Here is a 22,746-nt window from a genome sequence, read left to right on the forward strand (position 1 = left end):
TCTGCTTCAAAATTTAAAGCGGACCACAAAATTTAGAATTATGTCTGAAGAAAAGTGTTTAAAGGAAGAATTGTTGGTAAACGTTTCAAAGAGACGACCAAAATTCAAAGCAGGAACAGAGTTAGCAACCTCCGTGAATATGGTTGATGTTGATTCGAGTAAAGACGTAACCGATGAAGCTGAGATCATCAAGATCTCTATTCGGTTGACTGAGAAAACTTGCGTGTAAGCGTAAGTTAAAGATTCATGTAAGAGGCCACCAAGCAGTAATGCCTGGTGGCTTTTTTATTTATTAAAAGTTAGAAATTATGGAAATGACAAATGACAATACAACGATAATTGGGACGGTATCCGGAACGATTTTGAGTGTGGTGGCCATGTTTGATGCTGGAGATATTATTAAGACAGTAATTTTGGCTGCAATTGGGGCTGCGGTTAGTTTTTTGGTAAGTAGATTTTTGAAGTGGTTGTGGGAGAAGTGGAGGAAGTAGTTGAATATTTAGAGAAAGTTTTATATATTGTGGGGAAATTAACACCACCAAATGGTATACAAAGCTAACAAACAGTTGTTGACTTTGAAGTCTGATGGTAGGGTTATAAGTAAGTTACAGGCAATCCAAAGAACTCAATTAAAAAGAAAGACAACAATGCGACTACATTTCATAATACTTTTTTTTATATTATTTACTAAACTAAGTTTTGGGCAAGATGTTATAACTTATGAAGTAAATGGGAAATATGGGCTTAAGGATTCTATTGGAGATATCCTCACTCCTCCAATGTATGACTATATAAAATATTTTTCGGAAGGTTTTGCTGTTATCGTTATAGATTATAAGTATGGTTATATTGCCAAAAATGGTAAAGAAATAGTCCATCCAAAATATGATTATGTACAGGATTTTCAAGAAGGTTTCGCTGCTGTTGGAATTATTAGAAATAATGTTGGAAAATATGGTTTTATTGATAATACAGGAAATGAAGTCATACCATTGAAATATGATTACGTTCGTTCTTTTTGGGGAAATAGAGCTGTTGTTGCTCGTCAAATTTATCGAACAACGTTTGATGAACACGCTGGTAAAATAAAAATTATTGATTATGAGTATGGTGTGATTAACTCTAAAGGTAAAAAAGTTACTCCATTAAAATATTATGAGCTTGTAGGCCCTTTTTTTAATGGAGAGACTTCGGTAAAGAAGAATGGGAAGTGGGGATTGTATGACAAAAACGGGAAAAAGATACTACCAATAATGTACGAAGCAATATCTACTTTTCCTTCAAAAGGTTTATATGGCGTAAAACTGAATGAAAAATGGGGTTTTGTAAATGCAAAAAACCAAGTAATTATTCCCTTTCAGTTTTTTTATATCGATACAGAAGGCGGATTTAATGATGGCAAAATAAATGTCAGTAGACATGAGTGGGAAAAAGGGTATTACATTGATGAAAATGGCAAAAAGATACCATAAATATTAAGAAATTAGCTTTAGTATACAAAAAGGACAGCCTGTAACACAGCCTTTGTCGACCAGCCTGTAAAAATCTTCGATTTTTACATTCATGTAAATGAAATGTTTGTATCTTCGATAAAACATTTAAAAACAGGCCGTCGCAAAGCCTCAAACGTTGTAGCTCATAAAGCCACTGAAACAATAGTAATACCTTCTTAGTTATGAGAAACTTTATATACATATTATTTGTGTTTTTGGTTGGTTGCTCCGGGATGAAAAATATTCATCATAATTATTATTTGAATGATTCTCCTGGGAAAGTTCATTCATTAGTAGAATTAGTCGTAAGTCAAAGGAATAATAAGAGAATCAATTTTAATAAAGTAAAAGCAATCACAATTGATATTGAAAAATTTATGTATAATCGCTTGACAGACAAAGATTTTCAAGCACTTCACGAATGTCATGCAGTTGAGTACATTTTAATTAAATATCCTAAGGGTTTTCTTGAAAATGATTATTCACTTGAATTATCTGAAGCAATTTCAGGGATGGAAAAGCTTTCCCAATTACACGTGAAATTAGACTCTGCAGATTATATCCCAAATCTGTTTGATATAAGTAACAAGATCCAAAAAATTACGATTGAAGGTAACTTCATAAAAGAGGCGTCAGCTAATTCCTTTTCTCAAAAATCACTTAAGGTTTTGGGAGTTAATTGTTCTACAAACAGTTTTAGTTTCAGCGGGAAGGATTATAGTGAATTGCTATCTCTTAGTTTAAACATTAATGGAAAAATTGGGGAGCTTGATTTTTCAGGTTTAAAAAAGTTAGAAGGACTTAATTTAATCATTGATGGAAAAATAGAGGAGCTTGATATTTCAGGCTTAAAAAAGCTAGAGTATCTCAACTTTTACAATGATGAAATTGAATATTTACCCAATGATTTTTTTGAACTTCCTGACTTGCAAACACTAATTGTTTCTGTTCCAAAACTTAAGGAATTAAATGAACGTATAAAAAATTTAAAGTCACTTGAATCTCTTCTTTTTTCATCTTACGAAATTATTGAGCTTCCAGAATCTCTGTCAAAATTAGAGCATCTTGAATGGGTTTCAATCAACACCATTGGTAAGGTATCTCTTAAGCCGCTAACAAGTCTTACTAAGCTAAAAAGATTGTCTATATATGGAATAAATTTGCTAGAGGTGATTGATCAGATTTTATTAATGAAAAAATTAAAAGTTCTTGACTTTAATCTTCAACCTCTTCTTAACAAGGATCTGTCGCCATTAGGTCAGCTCGAAAAATTAAAAGAAATTCGATTCAAAACCACTTACGTTGAAGTGGATGGAGATAATTATATTCCTAAAGATCTTCCCGACTCTACAAAAAATAAAGTTCTGCATCAATTAAAGCAAGTGCTTCCTGAACATTTTTAGTAAAATTAACTCCCAATACATTATGCAAGTTGTTTCTTCAAATAATTACCCGTCTGTTACTGAACTCATCCCTAATAGGTTATCACCATAAAAGTTAGCTTTTATTCAAGAAGGTCTGGAAAGGATATTATGAGAATTTACAATATCAATAAAAAGAAATGACGAGCTACAACAACACCTAAAAAACAATGCAACGATTGCACTTCGAATGATAAATCATCCTCAGCTCAATCACTCTCCTTTCAAAATTATACTTAACTTTATGGATAGCAGCGATTTTTTAGCTGTAGAACGCCGTTAGCAAACATTAAGAACTATAAATCATGAGTAGAAATATTATTTTAAAGCTATCTATAATAAACCTATTGGTTGCAATTGCATCCTGTTCAAATAAAAATGAAGAACTCAAGAAAGCTATTGAAAATGTAAAAGTTGCTTATTCTGATTCTATATATTTTGAAATCAGCGAGAATAATGACTCAACATTTACACCTCAACAAAGCCTAGTTCTTTGGTATTGGGATGACAGCACTGTAATGTTTAATATAAGACCCGACTCATTAAATATTCAAGAGGATCGACCATGGATGGCGGGAGCTGTTAAGCCAGAAATTGGACATAGAAGCATTAAGTACAACGGTATAGAACATGAATCCATTGAGTACATAACCTATTCGAAAAATATAAAATTAGGTCTCAAGTTGAATATATCTGACACATCATTAGCGTCTTTAAGAGTAATTTCAGATTCAACTCCGGAAATAATACCAAGTTCAGGCGTCATGATTAGAAATAGATAACATTTGCTAACATCAAATAATCACAAGCGGCGAACGTTCATATGTGGTAGCCGCATGTGCCTATTTGAAAAACGTTAGTGGCAAGTGGTTAAAAAACGAGCCGAAAAAAAATCACACATTATGAGTTTTGGAAAATCTTTTGAAAGAGAATTAGGAAAAAATACAGGAAAATGGGTAAGCAATGTCATTTTTGGAGATGGACACTCAACACCTTATCGCAGAGTTGGCTCTACTCAACATCGTGAACCTCGAAGAACACAGGCAGAATTAAGACACGAATTAGAAAGTCAACGAATCGCAGCGGATGGTAGAAATGTAAACTCACCATATTAATAGGCTAAAGATTGACATGAGGTTATTAATAACAATTTTATTTGTAATAAGTTTTGGGAAAATATTTTCCCAAAACTTATTCTATATAACTCCAAGTATAAATACTAAACTAAACATTTGTTCTACAAATTGGACTCACTTTTCTTCATATTTTCCATCCAATGAATACTTTGATATTTATAATAACACATTCCATTTTAGCCCATACATGGGATTAGGGTTAGAATTTGAATGGGAAAATAAAAAAAACAACTTTGTCTTAGGATTATCATGGAATCAAGACATAGCTAGTGTATCTGCTCGTGAGGTATACATGAGTACTAACGGAAAAGGAGATTGGAATAATTATTTTAATCAAGAATTGAAGACGAGAAAATCTTTTGAAACACATAGGTTTTCTTTGAATATATCTAAACCAATGTTTAATAAAAGTGTTGCTTTAAAGCTTGGAGTAGGTTTGTTGTTCTCGCCAAGTGGAAACAAACCAGGAGAAGATTTATATTATAACACTTACTCGTTTGACCCCTTTCATTTAGAAGAAAGTTTAATTATTGGTCGTACTTATTCAGCTTTAGCGAATCATAGGTTTTCATTTAACTTGTCACTTGGAGTTTCTACAATAATCCAATGGAATAATAAATACTTGTTTACTTTAGACTTAATTTATAGTCAAGGTTTTAAGAATATAACAGCAGGTAGTTTTATGTATTCTATAATTGATTTGGACTCAGGAAATGAAACGAATTTGGATTATGGCCTTTACTCAAGAGGTTCAGGTTTTATTTTCCAATTATCTCGCAAAATAAATATAACAAGTATAATAAGAAAAGCTCATAACAACAAATAAGCTCAAGCGGCGAACGTTCATACGTGGTAGCCGCATGTGCCTATTTGCAAAACGTTGTGCTTAATTTATGAAAGACACTGCATTACATAAAATCGAACTGATAAAATCGGATTCTCTTAGGGAAATCGCCACATATTTGTTGGATAGTGGTATACAGATTACATTTTTCGGACAAGCATGGTCGAATGAGAGTGCAGATTGGATATATTTCGATTCTAAATTGGACTTAAAAGGGCTTAGAAAAAAATACAAACTAGATGATAATATCATAATTCATGAGAATTTAGACCCAAAATCAGGAACTGAAAGAGGATTTATTGACAAAAGCACTGGTGAAGGCTTAATGGGAAAACTTGATTGATACGATAAACTGATATTTCAATGGATACTAAAGAGATAATAGACAAATTGACTTCAAGAGAAGTAGATGGAATTAGAGAAAGTGGAAGGTATATTATACGTAACTCTCAAAATTCCGAAGTTATTGACCCTTTAGTTCCATATATAGAGGAAATATCTTCAAAGACTCAAAACCTTAAACTTGGCGGTGGATTTGCATCTAATAATAGATTTGCTGAATACGCAGTTAAGATTGTAAGTTACTATGCATCACAGACTGGCTGTTCTTGTGGAGTTTTTCCTGAGATAGGACTTGATTTAGGAAATTCATTTATGGATATAACCCCATCAGTAAACATAGGGGGTACGACTTCCAGCGTAAATGCGGTTACTTATGCTTGGCATGTTACATATAATGTAACCCAAGGTGCATCAGAAAATAAATGGATCGCTGGTGAAGCAAGGAACCATAATCCTGATAATTTGAACTACATGTATTCTATTCACGTAAATAACGAGAGTTTATCTTCTGTTAATGAAGAAGAATTGCAACGTGAAATTACTTTATACCCCAATCCTGCTCAACAATCATTAACTATATCTTTTAATGGTGTATTAAAACATCCGAAAGTCGAAATATTTAATTTAGAAGGACGATTAATTAAATCTATAGATAATAAAACAAATATCAAGAAATTAATGGTTGATGTCTCGAGTCTTTCCAATGGTGTGTATTTATTAAGACTTGAAGACAAAGAAAAAGCGATCACTAAAAAATTCATTAAACAATAATATGATGATACGGATTGTTATAGGAATTATACTGCTTAGCCTTAGCTTAGCTTCAAAAGCTCAGAATTTTTTACCTAAAATATCTTTTGAAGTGGGGTATTCTCAGCAAAATGTAAAAATGGATAATTTAAATCAGTATTTTATAGATTCTTTTGCATTTAAAATTAATGATTTAAGTAATCACATAGAGAAAGGGCAAAATATATATATCAAATTTAAAATTCGTCCAAAATCTTTTTTTGATTTAGGAGTTTTTGTAGAAACTCAGCGCAGTAAAGTAACTAGTAAACCAATTTTAAAAACTTTAGACGAAGACTTAAACTTAATTATGACAGAGGGCTTGTATAGTTTAGCAATAAGATCGACTAATATCGGTATAACGAATACTTGGTATCTTAATCAAATCTTAAGTTTTAATGAAGAAAATAAATTTTTAGATAGATTAGATTTTGGTATAGATGCATTATTAGGTTTAGGTTTACCTTTTGTTGTCAGCGAATTTCATAATACTGCAGTTAAACCAATTTCTATTAGTCAAAGTAAATGGTATTCAAAAGATTTGTTTGGCAAGATTGGTATTAGTTTAGAATACTATTTTTTAAAAAAAACGATTTTTAGTTCGCTAGGATTAAGAGCTGGCTATCAGTTTTATAAAACAAAAACCCTTACGAATAGATTGGGCAGGAACTGGGAAGCACCGGAGTACGTAGTATATAAACCAATAAACCTAGATTTTTCAGGGTTTTATTACGGTGTTTATTTAAAAATCGGGAAATGATGAAACTAATATCTATTGCACTAATATTAAGTTTATCTAGTTTCTTATTCGGTCAAGAATCTAAAATTTTTTCATTTGATTTTGGTTACGGAGTAAATGAATATAATATGTCTAAACTAAATGACTTTTATATTGATTCATTTGCTGGAACGCCTGAAAATGATTTATTAAGAGAATATGTTGAAAAAGGGAATAATTTTAAATTAGGAGTTAATTATAGACTTATCGATTGTTTAGATGTAGGTCTTTATGGTAATTATCAGTTTTCCAGTTTAAAATCCAGACCTTGGAAAAAGTACACAGAAAATAGTGGTAAAGTAAATTATTCAAAAGGAGAGTATGAATTGAGAACAGAAGCTATAAGCATAGGTATAGGTAGTACCTTTTATTATAGCGAATTATTAAATTTTAAAGAAACTTCATTTAATAGAGTGCATTTAGGATTAGAACTGAATGGTGGGGTAACTTTTTCAAAAGTTAGCGCTATACATACTGTTTATACATTTAAAACTTATGATTTATCAGAAGAATATTTTTCTAAAGAGATATTTCATGGCCAAATCGGATTAAAACTAGAATATGACTTTACTCAAACCCCAATATTCACAACTTTAGGTTTGCGTGTTGGTTATCAATTTTTAAAATCAGGAACAGTTCGTGATGCCGCAGGTCAAGAATGGTTAATAAATGACAAATACCCAATAAATTTAGACTTCTCTGGGTTTTACTTTGGAGTTTATTTAAAAATTGGAAAATAATATAAAATAAATATTATGAAGAGTTTAAGAAATTTCTATATCGCGTTTTTATTGCTAATGCTAAGTAATAATTTATATTCACAAGGGAATCTATCCATAGAGATACAGCCAAGTAATCCTATTGTTAATGATGAAGTTAAGTTGTTTACACATGTCTCTTTTTCTACCGTGGGAGCCTATAAAACTCATGATTTAACATGGTTAGATAACAATAATTTACACGTGGATTTGTATTATACTTTAGGCGGCCAATCAATGCCCACATATTTTATTGATTCCATATCCTTAAGCCAATTACCAGAAGGATTATATACAATTATCGCAGATTTAAAAGTGAGCACTCATTATACTGATTTCGAAGATATGAGTTATTATTACAAGTATGATAGTGATACAATCACTTTTCGAGTGAATAAAGCATTAGGAATAGAATTCTTTAATGAAAAAATGAAGTTTTCCTACTTTCCCAATCCAGTAACTTCGGATTTGACAATCAATACAGAAGATATTATTGAGGAGGTCATAATAGTGAATTGTTTAGGAGAAATTGTGTTGCAACTAAAACTAAATAAAATAGAAGATTCAGGTTCAAGCACTTTTGATTTATCTGATTTGGCTAAAGGAATGTACACATGTTTTTTAAGGACCAAAGAAGGCATCACATCAGAGAAAATAATTAAATTGTGAAAAGCAACGAAGTAAATGATCCTAAATAAACAATAGCACTGTACACAACAGCAAATAAGCCCAAGCGGCAAACGTTCATACGTGGTAGCCGCCTATGCCTATTTGCGAAACGTTGTAAGTAATGCAAAAACTGTACTGCGTACTCAAGATATTAAAGCAATAAATCTAAATTAAAAACTCTATTTTAGAAAAATGCAAACCGTAGATGAAATCCTTAAAATAAAAAATGTGAAAAATACCGCAGTTCGAACTGTGGTTTTGAGACATCTTTTAAGTCAAGAAAAAGCACAGTCTCTAAAAGATATCGAAAACGCATTAATCTATACAGACAGGAGTTCTATTTTTAGAACCTTAAAAACATTTGAAGAGAATAAAATCATACATAGTATTGAAGATGGTTCCGGTATGATAAAATACGCTGTTTGCGCAGAAGGCTGTAACTGTGACCCAAAAGACTTACACTACCATTTTTATTGTAATAACTGCAACAAAACATTTTGTCTTTTTGACGTTCCTTTTCAAAACATCGAACTTCCCGAAAACTTCAAAATGCAACAAGCTAATATGGTTGTAAAAGGATTATGTAATAACTGTAACGATTGATCTTTGCAATCGAGTTGCGTGACAAGGTATATACATTTGTGCTATCATTAAAATAGATATTATGAAACTATATACTTTTTTACCAAAAAGATTAAAACCATATTTCAGTACAGAAATAGAGAAACACAGAGTTGAAAGTAATTCAGGGAATTTAGAAATAGCTTGGATCCATTTGGAACGTGCTCATATAATCGGGCAAAAGTATCCTTATGCACATACTTTAGTCCATTGGAAAATGCTAAAATTTGGATTTAAAATCAAAAGCGTAAAAGAAATCTTTGGTCAGATTCCAAGACTAATTTTTGGAGGTGTTAAATCCTTTGTTGGTAAAATTCCAATTGGTAATCCAGGAGGAGCCAATGTTGCTCCTCTAAAGTCATTTCCGATAAAAAAGGAATTACAAGATATTTTCACAAACGCTGGAGTCTAATTCTAACAATTATGAAAAAAACGACATTTGAAATAACAAAAATGGATTGCCCTTCAGAGGAAAATTTAATTCGAATGAAATTGGACGGAATTTCAAGTATTGCGAATTTGGACTTTGATATTCCGAACCGAAAACTGACTGTTTATCATAAAGGAGAAGTTGACCAAATCGAAAAGTCCGTTATTGAACTAAATTTAGGCGGAAAGAAAATCTCGACCGAACAGACCGACCAAACGGAATTTAATGAAAATACAAACCAAAAAAAGCTACTTTGGTCTGTACTTGCAATCAATTTTGCCTTTTTTATTATCGAAATGACAACAGGAATAATCTCAAAATCAATGGGACTTGTTGCCGACAGTTTGGATATGCTTGCCGACAGTTTTGTTTACGGAATTAGCTTGTTTGCGGTTGGCGGAACATTGATTAAGAAAAAGCGGATTGCAAAACTTGCTGGATATTTTCAAATAACACTTGCGATTATCGGATTTGTGGAAGTTTTAAGAAGATTTTTTGGAAACGAGAAACTTCCCGATTTTTCAACAATGATTATCGTTTCGATTTTTGCACTTATTGCGAACGGAATTTGTCTTTACATTTTGCAAAAGTCTAAAAGTAAAGAAGAAGCCCATATGAAAGCAAGTATGATATTCACTTCAAATGATATTGTCATCAATTTAGGAGTGATTTTGGCAGGTTTTATGGTGAATTGGTTGAATTCGAGTAAGCCAGACTTGATTATTGGCACAATAGTGTTTGCTTTGGTAATCCAGGGTGCTTTTAGAATATTGAAATTGAGTAAATAAGCATGATTGCTTGTGAAATTTGATTATTACAACTTTAATTTGATTATATTGGTCTAAACATTATGATTTTAAGCCAATTAGTTGCTTTTAAAATGTTTAGTATTAACCTAATTTATAAGATATGCCAGTAAAACATAATCCAACAGGAGAGGTCCATAAAGGACAAAAAGGAGGTACAACAGGTTGTGGTGTGAATACTTCATTACATTCTGATCATTGGAGTAATTCAAGTGGAACAATTACATGTGATAAAAACGGATGTAAAAATTAGATTGCCATCCACAAACTTCTAGAATTAAAATGTTATAACACCCACAACGGATCCATTTTTGTTTTCCGTTGTGGGTGTTTTGTTTTAATAAGCTTAAGAAATTAACCTCTCACAAAATCTATAAAGTCTTATCAATTTACTTCTTTCGGTCCCTGGAGGAGTTTCAACAATCTTCAGTTTGAGCTTTTCCATTTCTGCAGGGATTTCTTTCCTGGGCATTGATCTAAGTATGCTTTTAATGACTGCGGAATTAATACCGACAAACTTCTAAATAGTCGTAGTTTCCTTGCGTCTCCTACTTCTTTTATAAGTAGATCGGCATTTCACTTTTAGAACCTATCTGTTTAAAAATAAACATTATATGAGTTCAACATGATACATGATATGTATCCACCCGAGCAACTACACCTCCCAAAACTTCTTGAAGTTGACTAACTTTTCAGGATCAATATTATTTGGCAACAACTCATGAAGTTTATTCACTTTATAGTCAGCTATATTTTCAAGAACATATTGCAACCATTTTTGAGGATTGATTTCGTTTAGCTTACAACAAGCGAAAAAGCTATAAAACATTGCGGAACGTTTTGCTCCGTTGTGCGAACCTGCGAAAAGGTAAGTTTTGAGACATATATTTCCTTTTTTAATTTCTAGTAATTTCGTGGAATATTCATTTTATGAACTATTCTTAGGTCATAATATTTGAAAGCCCTTCCAAACTCCATGCTGTAGTTTTTACTACCAACAAACCTGTGTAGTCTTTGCCTTCTTTTTCTTTTTAGTTCTCTCACTTTATCAGAATCAATGTCCACTGAACCAGTACGAATTGTCTTTAGGTGATCAAACTCTTCTGATAACAAAAAATAATAGCTTTCTGGACTCACCTCTGTCCACATTAAAGAAAGTTCTCTCAAACTTTTCATTCTTCCCAGATAATCAGGAATCTCTGTGATATTAAAGCCCATCAACCAAATTGACCTCAAAGAATCTAAACTTGCTAAACCTTGGGGAAATGTACTAACATCGTCAAATGGGCCTTGAAGTTTAAGATATTTGAGTGAGGTCATATCTCCAAAATTAAGTGAGGTGTTTTCCAGACTACGGATAGCATTAAAAGCAATATATATTAGATTTTGATGGCCTTCAAAACTCGGTATTTTGTTTAGTGACACTTTACTAAACCTTATACCTCGAAGAGATTTTATTGACTTCAAATTCTCTGGCATACGAATAGGCTTATCAATCCAACTAACCTCCAATAATTCAAGCGAGTCTAGTTGTTCAAACTCAGGGGCAAAACTCAGAGAATCCAAACTAGTAACTATTAATTGCTTTAGGTGAGTCATATTCTTAACAGAAGAGGGAACGTGTAGATTCATTCCACCATCGACTCGCAGAACTTCTAACGAAGGAATATTAAAAATAATCTCATTCAATGAATCGTTAGAAAGAATCCCTCCTCCATTTAATTCTAGATATCGAAGACTACTCATATTTTTTACACAAGGAGGCAATGATGTACCATAATTAGTAATCGTGAGGTATCGAAGGTTCTCTAACTCACAAATACATTCTGGTACTGGTATGTCCAATTTTAATTCTAATCCTTGAAGTTTTTTGGAATGGGTTAAAAGCTCTCTCAATTGTTGTTTTGAAATGGCATGAGGAGAACGAAAATACCTCAACTCTGGAAAATGTGAAAAATCCAGTTCCTTCGAAAAATTTCTTGGTGAACCATGCTTCGAAAAGTTTAAAAATCCTAAATTTTTACACTTGTAAAAATCCTCATAAGCAAAATCTCGTGACCTACTATAATCTATCTTAGCTGCTAAAACACTATCAAATGAAGCATCCGTTGCAATACCTTTTTCCAGTTTATACGGAATAAAATCAAAACGAAAATTAGAAGGTAAATTATGTATTTCTAATATGGTAAGTGTATCGTAAATTATCTCTTTTGATACTGAAAATTCATTTTGAATTGAATCATTAGATGAATTAACCTGAGAATTACAGGAAGAGCTTAATAGTATAAAACTGAGGAATAAAATAATACTTCGTTTAGTCATAATTGAATTTTTTTAATTATCAAACCAGATGATGTATGATACCCCCCAAAGGTTGGACAACTTTTAACAGTTTCTTAGTGTGATGCTAAGATGCTACTTTTTTCTTAAAATACAATTCATCTGGTGGTACTTTTCTTATTTCCTGTGCCATACAATCGTCAGTTGGAACCAGTTTATGCGAAGCTAAGAACCAAAGAATCGTCAGCTGATGGTAGCGAAGCTATTGATTTTAGTATTAAATCACGAGATAAAATCTCGCGATAGCCTTCCGTTTTTCTTTAATTAAACGAAGGGATAAAGTTTTTCTTTAATGCAATACTTGGTTTGAAAAGTAATGCCACGCCCCGTGGGAAACGGATAGCTTTTTGAACTGTTTTGCACAGGAACACACTAGAACAAAGCGACCTTGGAATGCTCTTGTTTATAGTGTTGTTTCCGTAGCAAAAACAGGAGAAAACTAGGAGGAGTAGACGGATTAGGCGCATTTTTAATAAGCAACTTTATCTGAAACTTCTGGTTTAATTTCATTTATCTCCTCAATAATAATAGCTTAAGTACAAGGAAGAAAATGATTTCCATGGGACGGTATTCTATTTTAGTTTAATTTTTTTCGCAGTAGGATCATAAATGTAATTCAAGATATTACCATTAATAATTAATTGGATTGTTTCTTCAATAACGTCAAATGGAACTACGAACCATTCTCTAGGGTTTATACGTTGACCATTATCGTTTGTAAATTCAATATCTAAGCATGTACTTGAGAAGAATTTATGTAAGAGACTTTCTAACTTATATGCATTTCGATTATAGACTTTGTAGGTTGCTACTTTTGCTACATCTGCAAATAGGTAAGTACAGCGAAACGCGGCTTTTGCTTTAGAATACGTTCTTCTTTGGAAATATCTTCAATGCTGCTTAATAGCTTTTCAGATGCTTCCTTTTTAAAGAAAATCTTCATTTTGTAGAGTATTTCTCCTTCTACTTTGAAAAAGTTGTAATCTCCTTTTTTGAGTCTGGTTACAGAAGTTTTTGAAATACCGTATGCCAGGAGAAGGTCATAGATAAATTCTTCCTTTGATAGGTCGACTATTATATCTTGAACCTTATGTTGTATTTCGGATGATTGCATTATTAATCTTGTTTAGGTTTATTTGAAACGAGCAGTTCCTTAATGTCCACATTGAGAATCTCTGCTATTTTATAAAGGTCTTCAATGCTCGGTTGTCTTTTGTTTTGAGCATAAGAGTGAACCATATTGTAGCTCTTTCCCAATTGCTCAGCTAACCAAATTTGCTTAATTCCTTTCCTGTCCAAAACCTCTTTAACTCGGTTCATTTTGAATCCATTTTTTCAGTCCACCAAGATAGGAAAGTTTTTAAGAATACTCACTAAATGAGTGTAAATATTATCATTCAGTTTGGGTGGCGGTTGGGGAAGGGCAAGCTCTTTTGGTTTTTACTCACGTCACTTCATTTTTTATCGGTGTTCGTGAATGCTTCGCATTTCAGGGTTGGCTTTTGTGTCGGCAAAAACCAAATGTGCTTGACCGTGCGGTGGCTTTTTTTGTATGCCGCCCAACGTTTTGGCTATGCGTAGTGCGGGTTTTTAAGGCACTTTACTGTCCGCATACCCAAAAGTTTCTTTAATGTCTTAACTTTCAAAATAGCACCAAAACCCGCATTACGTATAGGTTTTGTTGTGCTTTCGTGCTTTTTATTTTCCTTCAGCGTTGGCAAAGGCATACTCTTTTGCAATTTTTGGATTGCGCGGTTGCTGGTGTGAATTGCAAATGTGTATGGCTTTAGGGTTGGTTTCATTTTAGATACAGTCCGATTGCTAAACCAATTCCGATTGCTAACACCACTAACAATAGGGTTTTCAAAGTATTCAACTGTTTTGTCTGTCCTGCAAACTGCTCTTTAAGCTTTGATTCCATATTGTTAAAGCTAGAAGTCAAGGTGTTCTCAAATGATCTCTGTATTTGGGTTCCTTCGTTTCTTATTTCAACTTGAATGTCCGACTTGTTCTTTTCAAGTCGGCTAGTTATTGAGGAATCGAGTTCTTTTTGAAAATTTTTGTTGTCCTGATACAGCTCTTGAATCTTTTTTAACAGTTCGGATTCCAAGTTTTCAAGCTGTTTTTTGGATTGTTCCAATCTTTCCTGAATCTTTTTTGACAAGGATTCAAAACCATCATTGTTCTCTTTGAGAAGTTTCAAATTCTCAGAAATATCTGATTTAAGTTTTCCGATTTCAGAATACACTTTATTGAACTCTTTAAGGTCATTTGATTGCTCTTCAAGTTCCTTGATAGCGTTATCCAACTTTGCTAAATCCGCCATATATTTTCTTATTTATTGTCTTAAGTTTTTCTGTTGAAATCTCAACAATGGTTGCCATTGAAAATTGGTCTCCGAGTGCCTTCGATATTAGCATCAAGTATTCATATGAATTAAAATGCTTGTAAAGAGATTCAGCAAGAAGGTTTTTGTTCTTTGTGTTTAACTCATTTCCAATTTTCAATATTTGCTCCAATATGAAATCAATGTCTTGCTGATCAAAATGTGAAATTTGTTCTAGAGAACTTTCTAGTCTATTTCTACCGTCTGCATTATCATAGTCATCAAGAAGCAACCTTAAGAATCCGCTAATTAAATCCAAGCCCGTATTCTGCATGTAACTTTCCAAGAAGCGGCTTAGATTATCTCGAAGACTTTCTTGTTGGCGTTTTGTTATGAATTTATCTGTGACAGTGTTTTTGTCAATCTGATAGAATACTTCAAACCAACGGACAAAATCTCTAGGGTTTTCAGATATATGCTGTAATACGTAGCTTGATTGTGAAAATTTAAAATAGTTTTCTAGGCGTACTTTAAATTCTGCACTGGTTATTTGTCCATCTGCAAAATCACAGCAGTTCTCATAAATGTTCTTCAGCGACTGCCTTCTATTGTATGCAAAATTGTCGTAGGACCATTGAAGTAGAATAAGTATATGTTTGTCTGTTTCTGAATATGATTCAGGAGCATTCAGAATTTTCTTATACAATGAATACTTTTCATCAGCAAGGACGGCTTCAAGAGAAAACTCACTATCGTATTTCCTAATTGTGTTTAAAAGTGATTCCTGAATTGTTTGATTTGAAAAATTGGCAAAATCAACTTCAAATGTACCACCACCGAAGAAGTTGCTAATTGTCCAATCTTCAATTACTCCAAGTTGGTTAAGACGATATATTGCTTTTTCAGTTCGAGCTTTATTGCAGCCTATAACACTTCCTTCAACTCGTACGTTTTGTTGATTTGGGTTTGAATAGGTTGTATGTAACTTTTTAATTACTTCAAACTCATCTTTTATTACATCTAGCCCTAATGAGAAAAGGAAAAGGTTGGTGTTTATATCACCATTAATTTTCTTTTGTAGTTCATTGATTTGGGAAAGTGTTGTACTTCTATCCCAAATTAAATTCAGGGTGTCTGCATTATCTGATTTTGAAAGTAAAACAAAACATTGAGCCTTATTTTCTTGAAACTTGGTTTTATCACGACCTGCTCTTCCTGCTTCCTGGTAAAGCGATTCCATTGAGCCTGGTATACCGTAATGAAATGTGTAATGAATATTTCCTTTATTCACACCCATGCCGAACGCTTTGGTTGCAGTTAGCAGAGAAAACTTATTTTTTTGAACTCACTCTGTACGGTCTTTTTGTATTCGTCAAATTGAGTTTCAGACATTATTGGTTGACGTTCAATTTTCGGAACTGAGCCTGAATAAAATCTAATTTCTGTTCCAAAATGCTCACTCAATCTTTGAGATAAGGGATAACAACCGTTTCTTCCGTTGACGGTTGGAGTGAAAATGATACCACACTTTGTATCCGATCCTTTTACCTGCAAGGCTTCAATTGAGTCTTTGAGTTCATCTAGTTTGGAGTTGATTGCTTTGGGCTTGTCGTTTTCATCATCAAGTACTATGAATTCTAGCTCTTTGCGAGTATAGTCAACTGGAGTTTTTACATTTTCTTGCTTAATCCCGAACTCAATTTGAATATCCTTTAAAACATTGATTGAAGCTGTGGCAGTTAAACCGAGAAAATTGAAGTTTGAACAAAGCCTTTGAATGGTGTTTGACAAGTTCAAATAGGACGTTCTAAAATCGTGACCCCATTCCGATAAACAGTGAACTTCATCAATAACTGCATAGGCAATGTTAAATTCTTGATTTACAGAACTAAAATATTGCCTGAACGTCTTAAGCTGAAACCTTTCGGGCGAGATAAAAATGAAGAAATACTTACCTAATCCAAACTGTTTTTGAATCTGTTCCTTATCTTCTCCGTCATCATCACTTGTAATGTGATTTACACGAGTAAAATATGCACTATCTAAATCTGCTTTTTGGTCATACATCAGAGATTTAATAGGGCAGACGACAAAACTTATTGCGGGTTGTAAAATTGCTGAAAGTTGATAGCAAACGGACTTCCCACTACCCGTAGGAAGCAGGCCTATAGTGTCGTTACGTGATAACGCGTTGGCAATTATTGGAAGTTGTCCTTCTCTAAATTTTAAGCTCTCATATTCGAGACTAGAATCGTTTTGTAGAAAAATATTCCAAAGAAGAAAGCGAAGAGGTTGTTCATCAGAGTTTTTTCCCCCAAACTTTAGTTTATATTTTATTGGTTCAGTTGAAGATATTTTGAAATAGTCATAAGGTTCGAATCGGCTAAATACTAGTTTGTCCCTAGAATCTCCTTTCTTGAAATACAGATACTCATCTAGATAATCAGTTCTGACAAAAATTACGTCTGGATTGGTTTGAAACTCATCTGTATATCGTTTGGTTAAGCTAAAATCAACTTTTAGACTTTCGTTGCTCCTGAATTCATTACTTGTTGTGGTTTGAATGAATATTTGAGGCTTATTGAATTTAATTTTATGCAGCTTGAAAATATTTTCAAACCAAATCAAAATGTCGTCAATGGCTAGTTGAGCAAAGTCTTTTATGTCTCTTTCAAGTATTTCAAAATTCCAATTTTTATCAAAGTTTAGTTGACCATTTTCGAGTAATTCCAAAATCAATAACTGAAATCGAATAATGGCTGTAGCTTTTAAATTGGAGGATTTAAAATCAACTCCTTTTTCAAAGGCTTCTTTGTAGTCTTTAAGGCTTATAAAAGTTGGTTCATTCTCTTTTCTCTCTTGCTGTCTCGAAACAACCTTTTCGATTCTGTCCTTTATTTTTCCCATGGCAGTATGGAATGAATCGTTTTCAGCTTCTAAATCGGAAGTTTTGATTCGAATGGTTTCAATTCCATATTTCTTGGTGTGATTGTCTCTTATTCGGTCTTTTTCAGAATTTAATTTGTGTTGAGAGCCATCAATTTCAATTATCAGATATGCTTGAGGTAAATAAAAATCTACTTGTTCATTGGCAAATTCATCAACATCAACCTGAGTAATTTCATTGATTGGTATTTCTGGAATGATAAGTTGTTGAATGAATTTGTATTCAGATAGGTGTTTCGGTATAAGTTCTTCAAAGAATTTTTTTGCTGGGTAGTAATTCCCCTTTTCATCACCCCTAATTATCCTATGCCATTTATTTGGTGTATTGTCTATAAGTGCAATAGAATTTTGAAAGCTTTTATCGCTATGAATTGATCCCAAGTTCTCTTGGAGATAACTTGACAATAATGTTGGTTTACCCCTTTGAAGGATATTTTTTAGAATACAGATAGCGGGCAAGTATTCATTCCTGATTCTTTCTCCATTCAGGTTTTGTATCACGAAATTGTGATTGCTATACGAATAATTTGCCGTGTATTTTTTCATTTTCAATGTTCAATCGAGCGTTGCTGAAAACAGCTCTTTTGGTTTTTCAGCGTTGGCTTGCGAGTCCGAAAAAACCAAATGTGCTGTTTGTGCGTTGGCTTTTTCCGCATGAAGCACAACAATTGGCTAATCGTATTACGTTTAGCCAACCTTTATTCAAATTTAACAATTATAACATATTAATAGCTTTAAAACGCTATGTTTTTACTCAACAAAAACAATTTACATCAAAAAGTAATAAGCGTTTGTAAGCGTATAATTAGACGTGTAATTCTACGGCTAAAAAACAAAACCCGAAGCTTCAATTCCCACCCCGACGGAAACCGGCAGCTTTATGAAGTTGGTTTTGTTGGATACAAGCTAGTTTGTGGAGCTACCCCAACTTCAAAAGTTATTGAATGAAAAGAAAACGTCCGAAATTATTAAGGAAAACCCAACACATCACAGGCGATGTCCAAGGTGTAAAAAAGGTAAACTCATTACTGTTTTACTTTTTGACGGTAGAGGTCCACCAGAAAACTGGAGAGAAACTTTAAGTATCAATAAATCAACAGAATAAATGCAACGTCTAGCGCGTAATGAGGAAGTTATGGCTTAGAATTAGTAAAATCGACATCAAACTGGCGAAAGTCCTGATAAATGCGTGGTTTTTGTGACACTGAATAGTAATCAACCAAATTAAATTCGAAATGCACGCTCATAATCAAAGCGTAACACACCAAAATAATCTTTCAAAAATAATGTATTAAACCGATTTCCCCATACGTTCGGCAAGCTCAGTAGGGCTAAGGAAATCCGGATCCGTCAACATGGTATTATTCATTCTTGTCTGTTTTTTTTTATTTGTATTCATGAGTACTTCGTAGTTCAGCGTTGGCCAACTTAGCGAAGCGATCTCACAACCGAAGGGCGTAATCGGCACGCCGAATACTTAGTTATTAGCAGTAGTTTTTCTCATTCGTTTTCTATGTCTGTCTTGTAACTTTCAAAAGCGTTTTTGCTTGTTTCGTCAAGGTCAATCTCTAAATAGTTATTTCTAACGAACTGAAGCAGATTTTTAAAATCTTTTTCTAATTCAAGTCTGATTTTGACGATTGTATTAAAGTCCTTTTCGGCTTGTTCACTTTGGAAAGTGTCCATAACCAAATAGAAGCGATAGTTTTTGCCCGAACCGTCTGGTCCATAATGTTGGTAGAAGGATAATGACTTTATCCAATTGTCTTTAAATTTCGTAAGCAATTTTAATAACTCTTGGTCATAAATGTGAAAAGTATTGCTGTCAAGAACAGAAACAAAACTGTCTTTGAAGTAAAATATTTTACCAATTATTTTGTCAGGAATTTCTTCTAGAAAGTAGTCAAATGTTGGAATATGAATTGTGTTTAATGCCCATTTCAAATTACTAACATCAATGTTTCTCTTTCTCTGTTCAGGTGTTTCTTTTCTTTTCTCGTCAGGTTTTAATGGAGATTTTTCAATTATTGCTTGTATAGCAACTTTCATTACTTGAGATAATTGGCTTTTGCCATTATTGTCTTTCTTGTCTGTTATTCTAAATGGTGTTGAACGATGTCTATCAATATCAAACGGCAAGTCTGTGGGAAATGTCCCGTGGACTTGATTAAACACCATAATAATTCTCTCCCAGCCTAAAGTCGCAATTGCGTAACCGAGTTCTATTAAAACATTCGGATTTGGCACACGTCTAAAGTCTGTCGGTGCTGTTGAGTTGATAGTTGTTAGGTCGCAAATAAAAATGTCGCTTGCAGAAATTTTATCAAAAATTGTTTTTGGAATGTTTGGACTTCCTGTTGTATCTCGTGTCGCTTCGTCAACTTCAATTCTCGTTTCTTCAATTTCACTTTCAACAAGACTTGATGCTTCTCTAATAGATTGTCTAATTGCGTTAAGATTTGTGTCTTTTGGTAGGTCGGACTGCCAAGAATAAAATATTGTATGTATCGGTTTCATTGTCTGTTAAAATTACAGCTAACAGGTGGCTATACGCAATTGTGCATATCCCACCTATATTTCTACCCAAATCTAACAAAAATCCTCACCAATCCTATCTCCAAAACATCACTAACTCAACTAAATTATTTCAACCCCTTACCTTTCTAAGTTCATAAAAGCCATAAATCATGAAAACTACACAAAACAAAACAGCTCCTAATTTTTGAAAATTAAGTTGGCTAATTATTTTTTCTCGATCAACTAAACTTTTTTCATTGAAAACGATATCGTAATAAGTATTCTCATCAGCACCTGGAAATACTCCTAATGTAATTTCGGGATTGGTGTCCATCAGAGAAACAAATTTGTTTTTATCAAGGGCTGACAATAACGCAAAACCACTATCGTCCGATTAAAAAGGCTTTACCGCAAAAACAAAAGTTTCGCTCTATCTCCTATGTCTTTTGTTGGTGTTGAGAAATTTACAAAGGATGAATTCAAAGAATTGATAATGGTTGTTGATGCCCTTGGACGAAAGGTTGAGGTTAAAAGGGGGCTTCTTCAGTTTTATATTTATTCGGATGGGAGTGTTGAGAAGAGGGTGTTGAGGTAAAGAAGGCAAGCTTTAAATTGTACAATTGAAAATTAAGGATGAAAGATTTTACTGATTATTTTATCTACCTATTATTTGAGATAATAGTCGGCTATGTGGCTATTGCATATTTTGGTTTTAGCTTTCATGCAGGCTTGTTTTTAACCATTTATTTTGTCTTATCTCCTACTCTTATTTATATAAAACATTTTGGCTTAGGACGGTTCAGTACTAAGTTCAAAGATACTTTGATGTTTAACCTGCAGAAGGTTATACAGAGAAAAACAAATTCAACAAGATTAGATCGGATTTTTTTCACAACTTATCTATTGTTCATATTTTTTGGTTTATCGCTAATTCTAATGAATATGAAAGTATAAAGCCGTGAAAATTTAAACTGATTCTAACTCTGCCTTCTTAAAAGAGAAAGTACTTTCATTTGCGACAGGGAATGAAATGTGATTTCAATAATTATCTGGAGATGAAATATCGCGAGAGTATTGCTGCTAGAGGATTTACCTACTTAATATTTCAGTTTCATTTGTTGAGTCAAAGTAAATCAAATAATCAAACTTTCCTTCTTTTAGTTTTTTGTATCGTTTGATCTTATAGTTTGAATTCGTTTTTCCATAAGTGTGACCAATTTCTGTATATCTCATTTTAGTAATATTGTCAATAGTTGAATAATCAGAGAATAGAATGTTTTCATCATACTGGGAAAGCTTTTTTTCTATTGAATTTCTTTTTGCTTTTTTTAATTCACAAACACTAAAAACAGGCTCATTCTTTATGTATTTCCAGGCATTAAAATATCCTGTGTTAGTGGTTTGAGCAATGCTGACATATTTATTATTCAAACTTTCGAATAAATATTGACCTGAAGTTTTATAAGAATAACTTGTTGGGTAATTATATTTAGTTTTGGAAATATGTACATTGTGCGCCAACCATATCCCCTTTGAATCGGGATTGAGTTTCAAGTAATTTAAAATGTTCAATGCCATACAACTATCTCTATAATTGTATTGGTTCGAATTGTTTAACTTATGCTGTAAGAATTGATTGATTGTCGCATTTATTAAATTGGAAGTATTAGGCTCTAGATCTTTAAACGAGTTAAAAAATGCATCCCAATCGTTTAATGCTTGTTTTACTATGATAGTGTCATCATATGGGGGGGTAAGAGACTGAAAGAAAGTTGGTATTGAATCTATCTTCTTATTTATAAGAATTCTTTCAATTTCTTTTATGTCATCAGAAATAGACTGCATATCACAACCTACAATTTGAATTTTCTCGTCTGAATTCTGATTGAAAACCCTCATCCATTCCACAAATTCTTTCATTTCCTCAGTTGTCCAAGCAAAATACATTAGTTCAAAAATTGCTTTATCTACATTATCAGTTTCTCCATTAATATATCTGTTAAGACGAAGACATGCACTATAGTCTGCTTCAATAAAAACAGTGTTGAATCCTTTCGTTTTAACTAAATGCTTAAAAAATCGGTGTCTCATCTGAGTGAATTCACTTGTACCATGAGTGCACTCTCCAAATCCAACTAATCTGGATTCATTAAACACGCTGTCAATTAGTGAAAGGTCGGTAATTTCAGCTTCAGGACTGAAGGAAGTTAATGGTACAAATTCCAAACCCTTTTGCCCATAAGCAGTTGAGAAAATTAAAAGAAGAAAAGTTAATATTTTAGTCATACCATTCTTTGTTACCGCTAATGAACGCAGATAGGCACAAGGGGCTAACACAAATGAACGTTTGCCGCTTGCGCTTATTTGTTGCTATCAATTTTATAGTTCATTAAAATTTGAATTGCTTTTAATAATAATTCATCATTTTCATCAGAAACATCCTCAATAGTAGGCTCAAATTTATAATCTATTTTTACACCTTTTCTTTGAGTTTCTGACATGTCAGGGTAAAAAACACCCGCTACCGCGA

General features: G+C 33.0%; 27 protein-coding genes and 2 pseudogenes. 18 read left to right on the top strand and 11 right to left on the bottom strand.

What is annotated here, in order from left to right:
* From CW751_RS14750 to CW751_RS15465, 16 genes are all read left to right on the top strand, one after another.
* Positions 1-229 (top strand): hypothetical protein (locus CW751_RS14750; RefSeq protein ID WP_101335794.1); only part of this gene is annotated, 229 nt, incomplete at its 5' end.
* A gap of 79 nt (positions 230-308) precedes the next feature.
* On the top strand, positions 309-491 hold the full coding sequence (locus CW751_RS14755) for a hypothetical protein (RefSeq protein ID WP_101335795.1): 183 nt from the start codon (positions 309-311) through the stop codon (positions 489-491).
* A gap of 84 nt (positions 492-575) precedes the next feature.
* A complete protein-coding gene (locus CW751_RS14760) occupies positions 576-1,472 on the top strand; it encodes a WG repeat-containing protein (RefSeq protein ID WP_165779330.1) in 897 nt (298 codons plus the stop codon).
* Positions 1,473-1,675: 203 nt separating this feature from the next.
* Positions 1,676-2,896 carry a leucine-rich repeat domain-containing protein gene (locus CW751_RS14765; protein WP_133122246.1) on the top strand — a complete coding sequence of 407 codons (1,221 nt, stop codon included), beginning with the start codon at positions 1,676-1,678 and terminating at the stop codon, positions 2,894-2,896.
* A gap of 323 nt (positions 2,897-3,219) precedes the next feature.
* A complete protein-coding gene (locus CW751_RS14770) occupies positions 3,220-3,696 on the top strand; it encodes a hypothetical protein (protein WP_101335798.1) in 477 nt (158 codons plus the stop codon).
* A gap of 120 nt (positions 3,697-3,816) precedes the next feature.
* Positions 3,817-4,029 carry a hypothetical protein gene (locus CW751_RS14775; RefSeq protein WP_165779329.1) on the top strand — a complete coding sequence of 71 codons (213 nt, stop codon included), beginning with the start codon at positions 3,817-3,819 and terminating at the stop codon, positions 4,027-4,029.
* Between the two features lie 208 nt (positions 4,030-4,237).
* Positions 4,238-4,876 carry a hypothetical protein gene (locus CW751_RS14780; RefSeq protein ID WP_101335800.1) on the top strand — a complete coding sequence of 213 codons (639 nt, stop codon included), beginning with the start codon at positions 4,238-4,240 and terminating at the stop codon, positions 4,874-4,876.
* Between the two features lie 67 nt (positions 4,877-4,943).
* Positions 4,944-5,237 (top strand): hypothetical protein, encoded by a 294-nt coding sequence (locus CW751_RS14785; RefSeq protein WP_101335801.1) that lies wholly within the window; start codon positions 4,944-4,946, stop codon positions 5,235-5,237.
* A gap of 20 nt (positions 5,238-5,257) precedes the next feature.
* Positions 5,258-6,007: a T9SS type A sorting domain-containing protein gene (locus CW751_RS14790; RefSeq protein ID WP_101335802.1), complete on the top strand. Its 750-nt coding sequence runs from the start codon at positions 5,258-5,260 to the stop codon at positions 6,005-6,007.
* A gap of 1 nt (position 6,008) precedes the next feature.
* A complete protein-coding gene (locus CW751_RS14795; RefSeq protein WP_133122247.1) occupies positions 6,009-6,785 on the top strand; it encodes a hypothetical protein in 777 nt (258 codons plus the stop codon).
* Positions 6,782-7,543 (top strand): hypothetical protein, encoded by a 762-nt coding sequence (locus tag CW751_RS14800; RefSeq protein WP_101335804.1) that lies wholly within the window; start codon positions 6,782-6,784, stop codon positions 7,541-7,543. Before CW751_RS14795 ends, CW751_RS14800 begins: the two co-directional genes overlap by 4 nt.
* A 15-nt stretch (positions 7,544-7,558) precedes the next feature.
* Positions 7,559-8,230, top strand: a complete 672-nt coding sequence (locus CW751_RS14805; RefSeq protein ID WP_101335805.1) for a T9SS type A sorting domain-containing protein — start codon at positions 7,559-7,561, stop codon at positions 8,228-8,230.
* A 192-nt stretch (positions 8,231-8,422) separates the two neighbouring features.
* Complete coding sequence (locus tag CW751_RS14810; protein WP_101335806.1) at positions 8,423-8,833, top strand: Fur family transcriptional regulator; 411 nt, start codon at positions 8,423-8,425, stop codon at positions 8,831-8,833.
* Positions 8,834-8,894: 61 nt separating this feature from the next.
* Positions 8,895-9,263, top strand: a complete 369-nt coding sequence (locus tag CW751_RS14815; protein ID WP_101335807.1) for a DUF3703 domain-containing protein — start codon at positions 8,895-8,897, stop codon at positions 9,261-9,263.
* Positions 9,264-9,274: 11 nt separating this feature from the next.
* The gene (locus tag CW751_RS14820) at positions 9,275-10,069 is read left to right on the top strand and encodes a cation transporter (RefSeq protein ID WP_101335808.1); all 795 of its coding nucleotides are present in this window, start codon (positions 9,275-9,277) and stop codon (positions 10,067-10,069) included.
* 121 nt (positions 10,070-10,190) lie between these two features.
* Positions 10,191-10,340 (top strand): hypothetical protein, encoded by a 150-nt coding sequence (locus tag CW751_RS15465; RefSeq protein WP_165779332.1) that lies wholly within the window; start codon positions 10,191-10,193, stop codon positions 10,338-10,340.
* A gap of 402 nt (positions 10,341-10,742) precedes the next feature.
* Here CW751_RS15465 and CW751_RS14825 read toward each other — a convergent pair whose 3' ends face one another.
* The 8 genes and pseudogenes from CW751_RS14825 to CW751_RS14865 form a co-directional block, all read right to left on the bottom strand.
* The gene (locus CW751_RS14825) at positions 10,743-10,916 is read right to left on the bottom strand and encodes a transposase domain-containing protein (protein ID WP_101335809.1); all 174 of its coding nucleotides are present in this window, start codon (positions 10,914-10,916) and stop codon (positions 10,743-10,745) included.
* A 74-nt stretch (positions 10,917-10,990) separates the two neighbouring features.
* A complete protein-coding gene (locus CW751_RS14830) occupies positions 10,991-12,409 on the bottom strand; it encodes a leucine-rich repeat domain-containing protein (protein ID WP_101335810.1) in 1,419 nt (472 codons plus the stop codon).
* 590 nt (positions 12,410-12,999) lie between these two features.
* Positions 13,000-13,194, bottom strand: a pseudogene (locus tag CW751_RS14835) (GIY-YIG nuclease family protein); the annotation flags it as partial.
* A gap of 50 nt (positions 13,195-13,244) precedes the next feature.
* Positions 13,245-13,541, bottom strand: coding sequence for a hypothetical protein (locus tag CW751_RS14840; protein WP_205677846.1), 297 nt, complete (start codon positions 13,539-13,541; stop codon positions 13,245-13,247).
* A 2-nt stretch (positions 13,542-13,543) separates the two neighbouring features.
* Positions 13,544-13,747, bottom strand: coding sequence for a helix-turn-helix domain-containing protein (locus CW751_RS14845; protein WP_101335811.1), 204 nt, complete (start codon positions 13,745-13,747; stop codon positions 13,544-13,546).
* 478 nt (positions 13,748-14,225) lie between these two features.
* The gene (locus CW751_RS14855; RefSeq protein WP_101335813.1) at positions 14,226-14,753 is read right to left on the bottom strand and encodes a hypothetical protein; all 528 of its coding nucleotides are present in this window, start codon (positions 14,751-14,753) and stop codon (positions 14,226-14,228) included.
* Positions 14,728-16,050: a P-loop NTPase family protein gene (locus CW751_RS14860; RefSeq protein ID WP_101335814.1), complete on the bottom strand. Its 1,323-nt coding sequence runs from the start codon at positions 16,048-16,050 to the stop codon at positions 14,728-14,730. Before CW751_RS14860 ends, CW751_RS14855 begins: the two co-directional genes overlap by 26 nt.
* Before the next feature lie 20 nt (positions 16,051-16,070).
* Positions 16,071-18,245 carry a DEAD/DEAH box helicase gene (locus tag CW751_RS14865; protein ID WP_101335815.1) on the bottom strand — a complete coding sequence of 725 codons (2,175 nt, stop codon included), beginning with the start codon at positions 18,243-18,245 and terminating at the stop codon, positions 16,071-16,073.
* Between the two features lie 424 nt (positions 18,246-18,669).
* Here CW751_RS14865 and CW751_RS14870 point away from each other — a divergent pair.
* Positions 18,670-18,804 (top strand): annotated as a pseudogene (locus CW751_RS14870) (IS91 family transposase); the annotation flags it as partial.
* A gap of 395 nt (positions 18,805-19,199) precedes the next feature.
* Here the strand turns inward: CW751_RS14870 and CW751_RS14875 are convergent.
* Both CW751_RS14875 and CW751_RS14880 read right to left on the bottom strand, forming a co-directional pair.
* Complete coding sequence (locus CW751_RS14875; protein WP_101335817.1) at positions 19,200-20,216, bottom strand: hypothetical protein; 1,017 nt, start codon at positions 20,214-20,216, stop codon at positions 19,200-19,202.
* Between the two features lie 130 nt (positions 20,217-20,346).
* Entirely contained in the window at positions 20,347-20,550 is a 204-nt protein-coding gene (locus CW751_RS14880) for a hypothetical protein (protein WP_133122248.1), read from the bottom strand.
* Positions 20,551-20,655: 105 nt separating this feature from the next.
* On the opposite strand from CW751_RS14880, the gene CW751_RS15470 reads away from it, so the two are divergent.
* On the top strand, positions 20,656-20,811 hold the full coding sequence (locus tag CW751_RS15470) for a hypothetical protein (protein ID WP_165779333.1): 156 nt from the start codon (positions 20,656-20,658) through the stop codon (positions 20,809-20,811).
* Between the two features lie 494 nt (positions 20,812-21,305).
* Here the strand turns inward: CW751_RS15470 and CW751_RS14890 are convergent, their stop codons facing one another.
* Positions 21,306-22,502 carry an erythromycin esterase family protein gene (locus CW751_RS14890; RefSeq protein WP_101335820.1) on the bottom strand — a complete coding sequence of 399 codons (1,197 nt, stop codon included), beginning with the start codon at positions 22,500-22,502 and terminating at the stop codon, positions 21,306-21,308.
* Between the last annotated feature and the right edge of the window lie 244 nt (positions 22,503-22,746).

The organism is Brumimicrobium salinarum (assembly GCF_002844555.1).
In the GTDB taxonomy this organism is placed as follows: domain Bacteria; phylum Bacteroidota; class Bacteroidia; order Flavobacteriales_D; family Crocinitomicaceae; genus Brumimicrobium; species Brumimicrobium salinarum.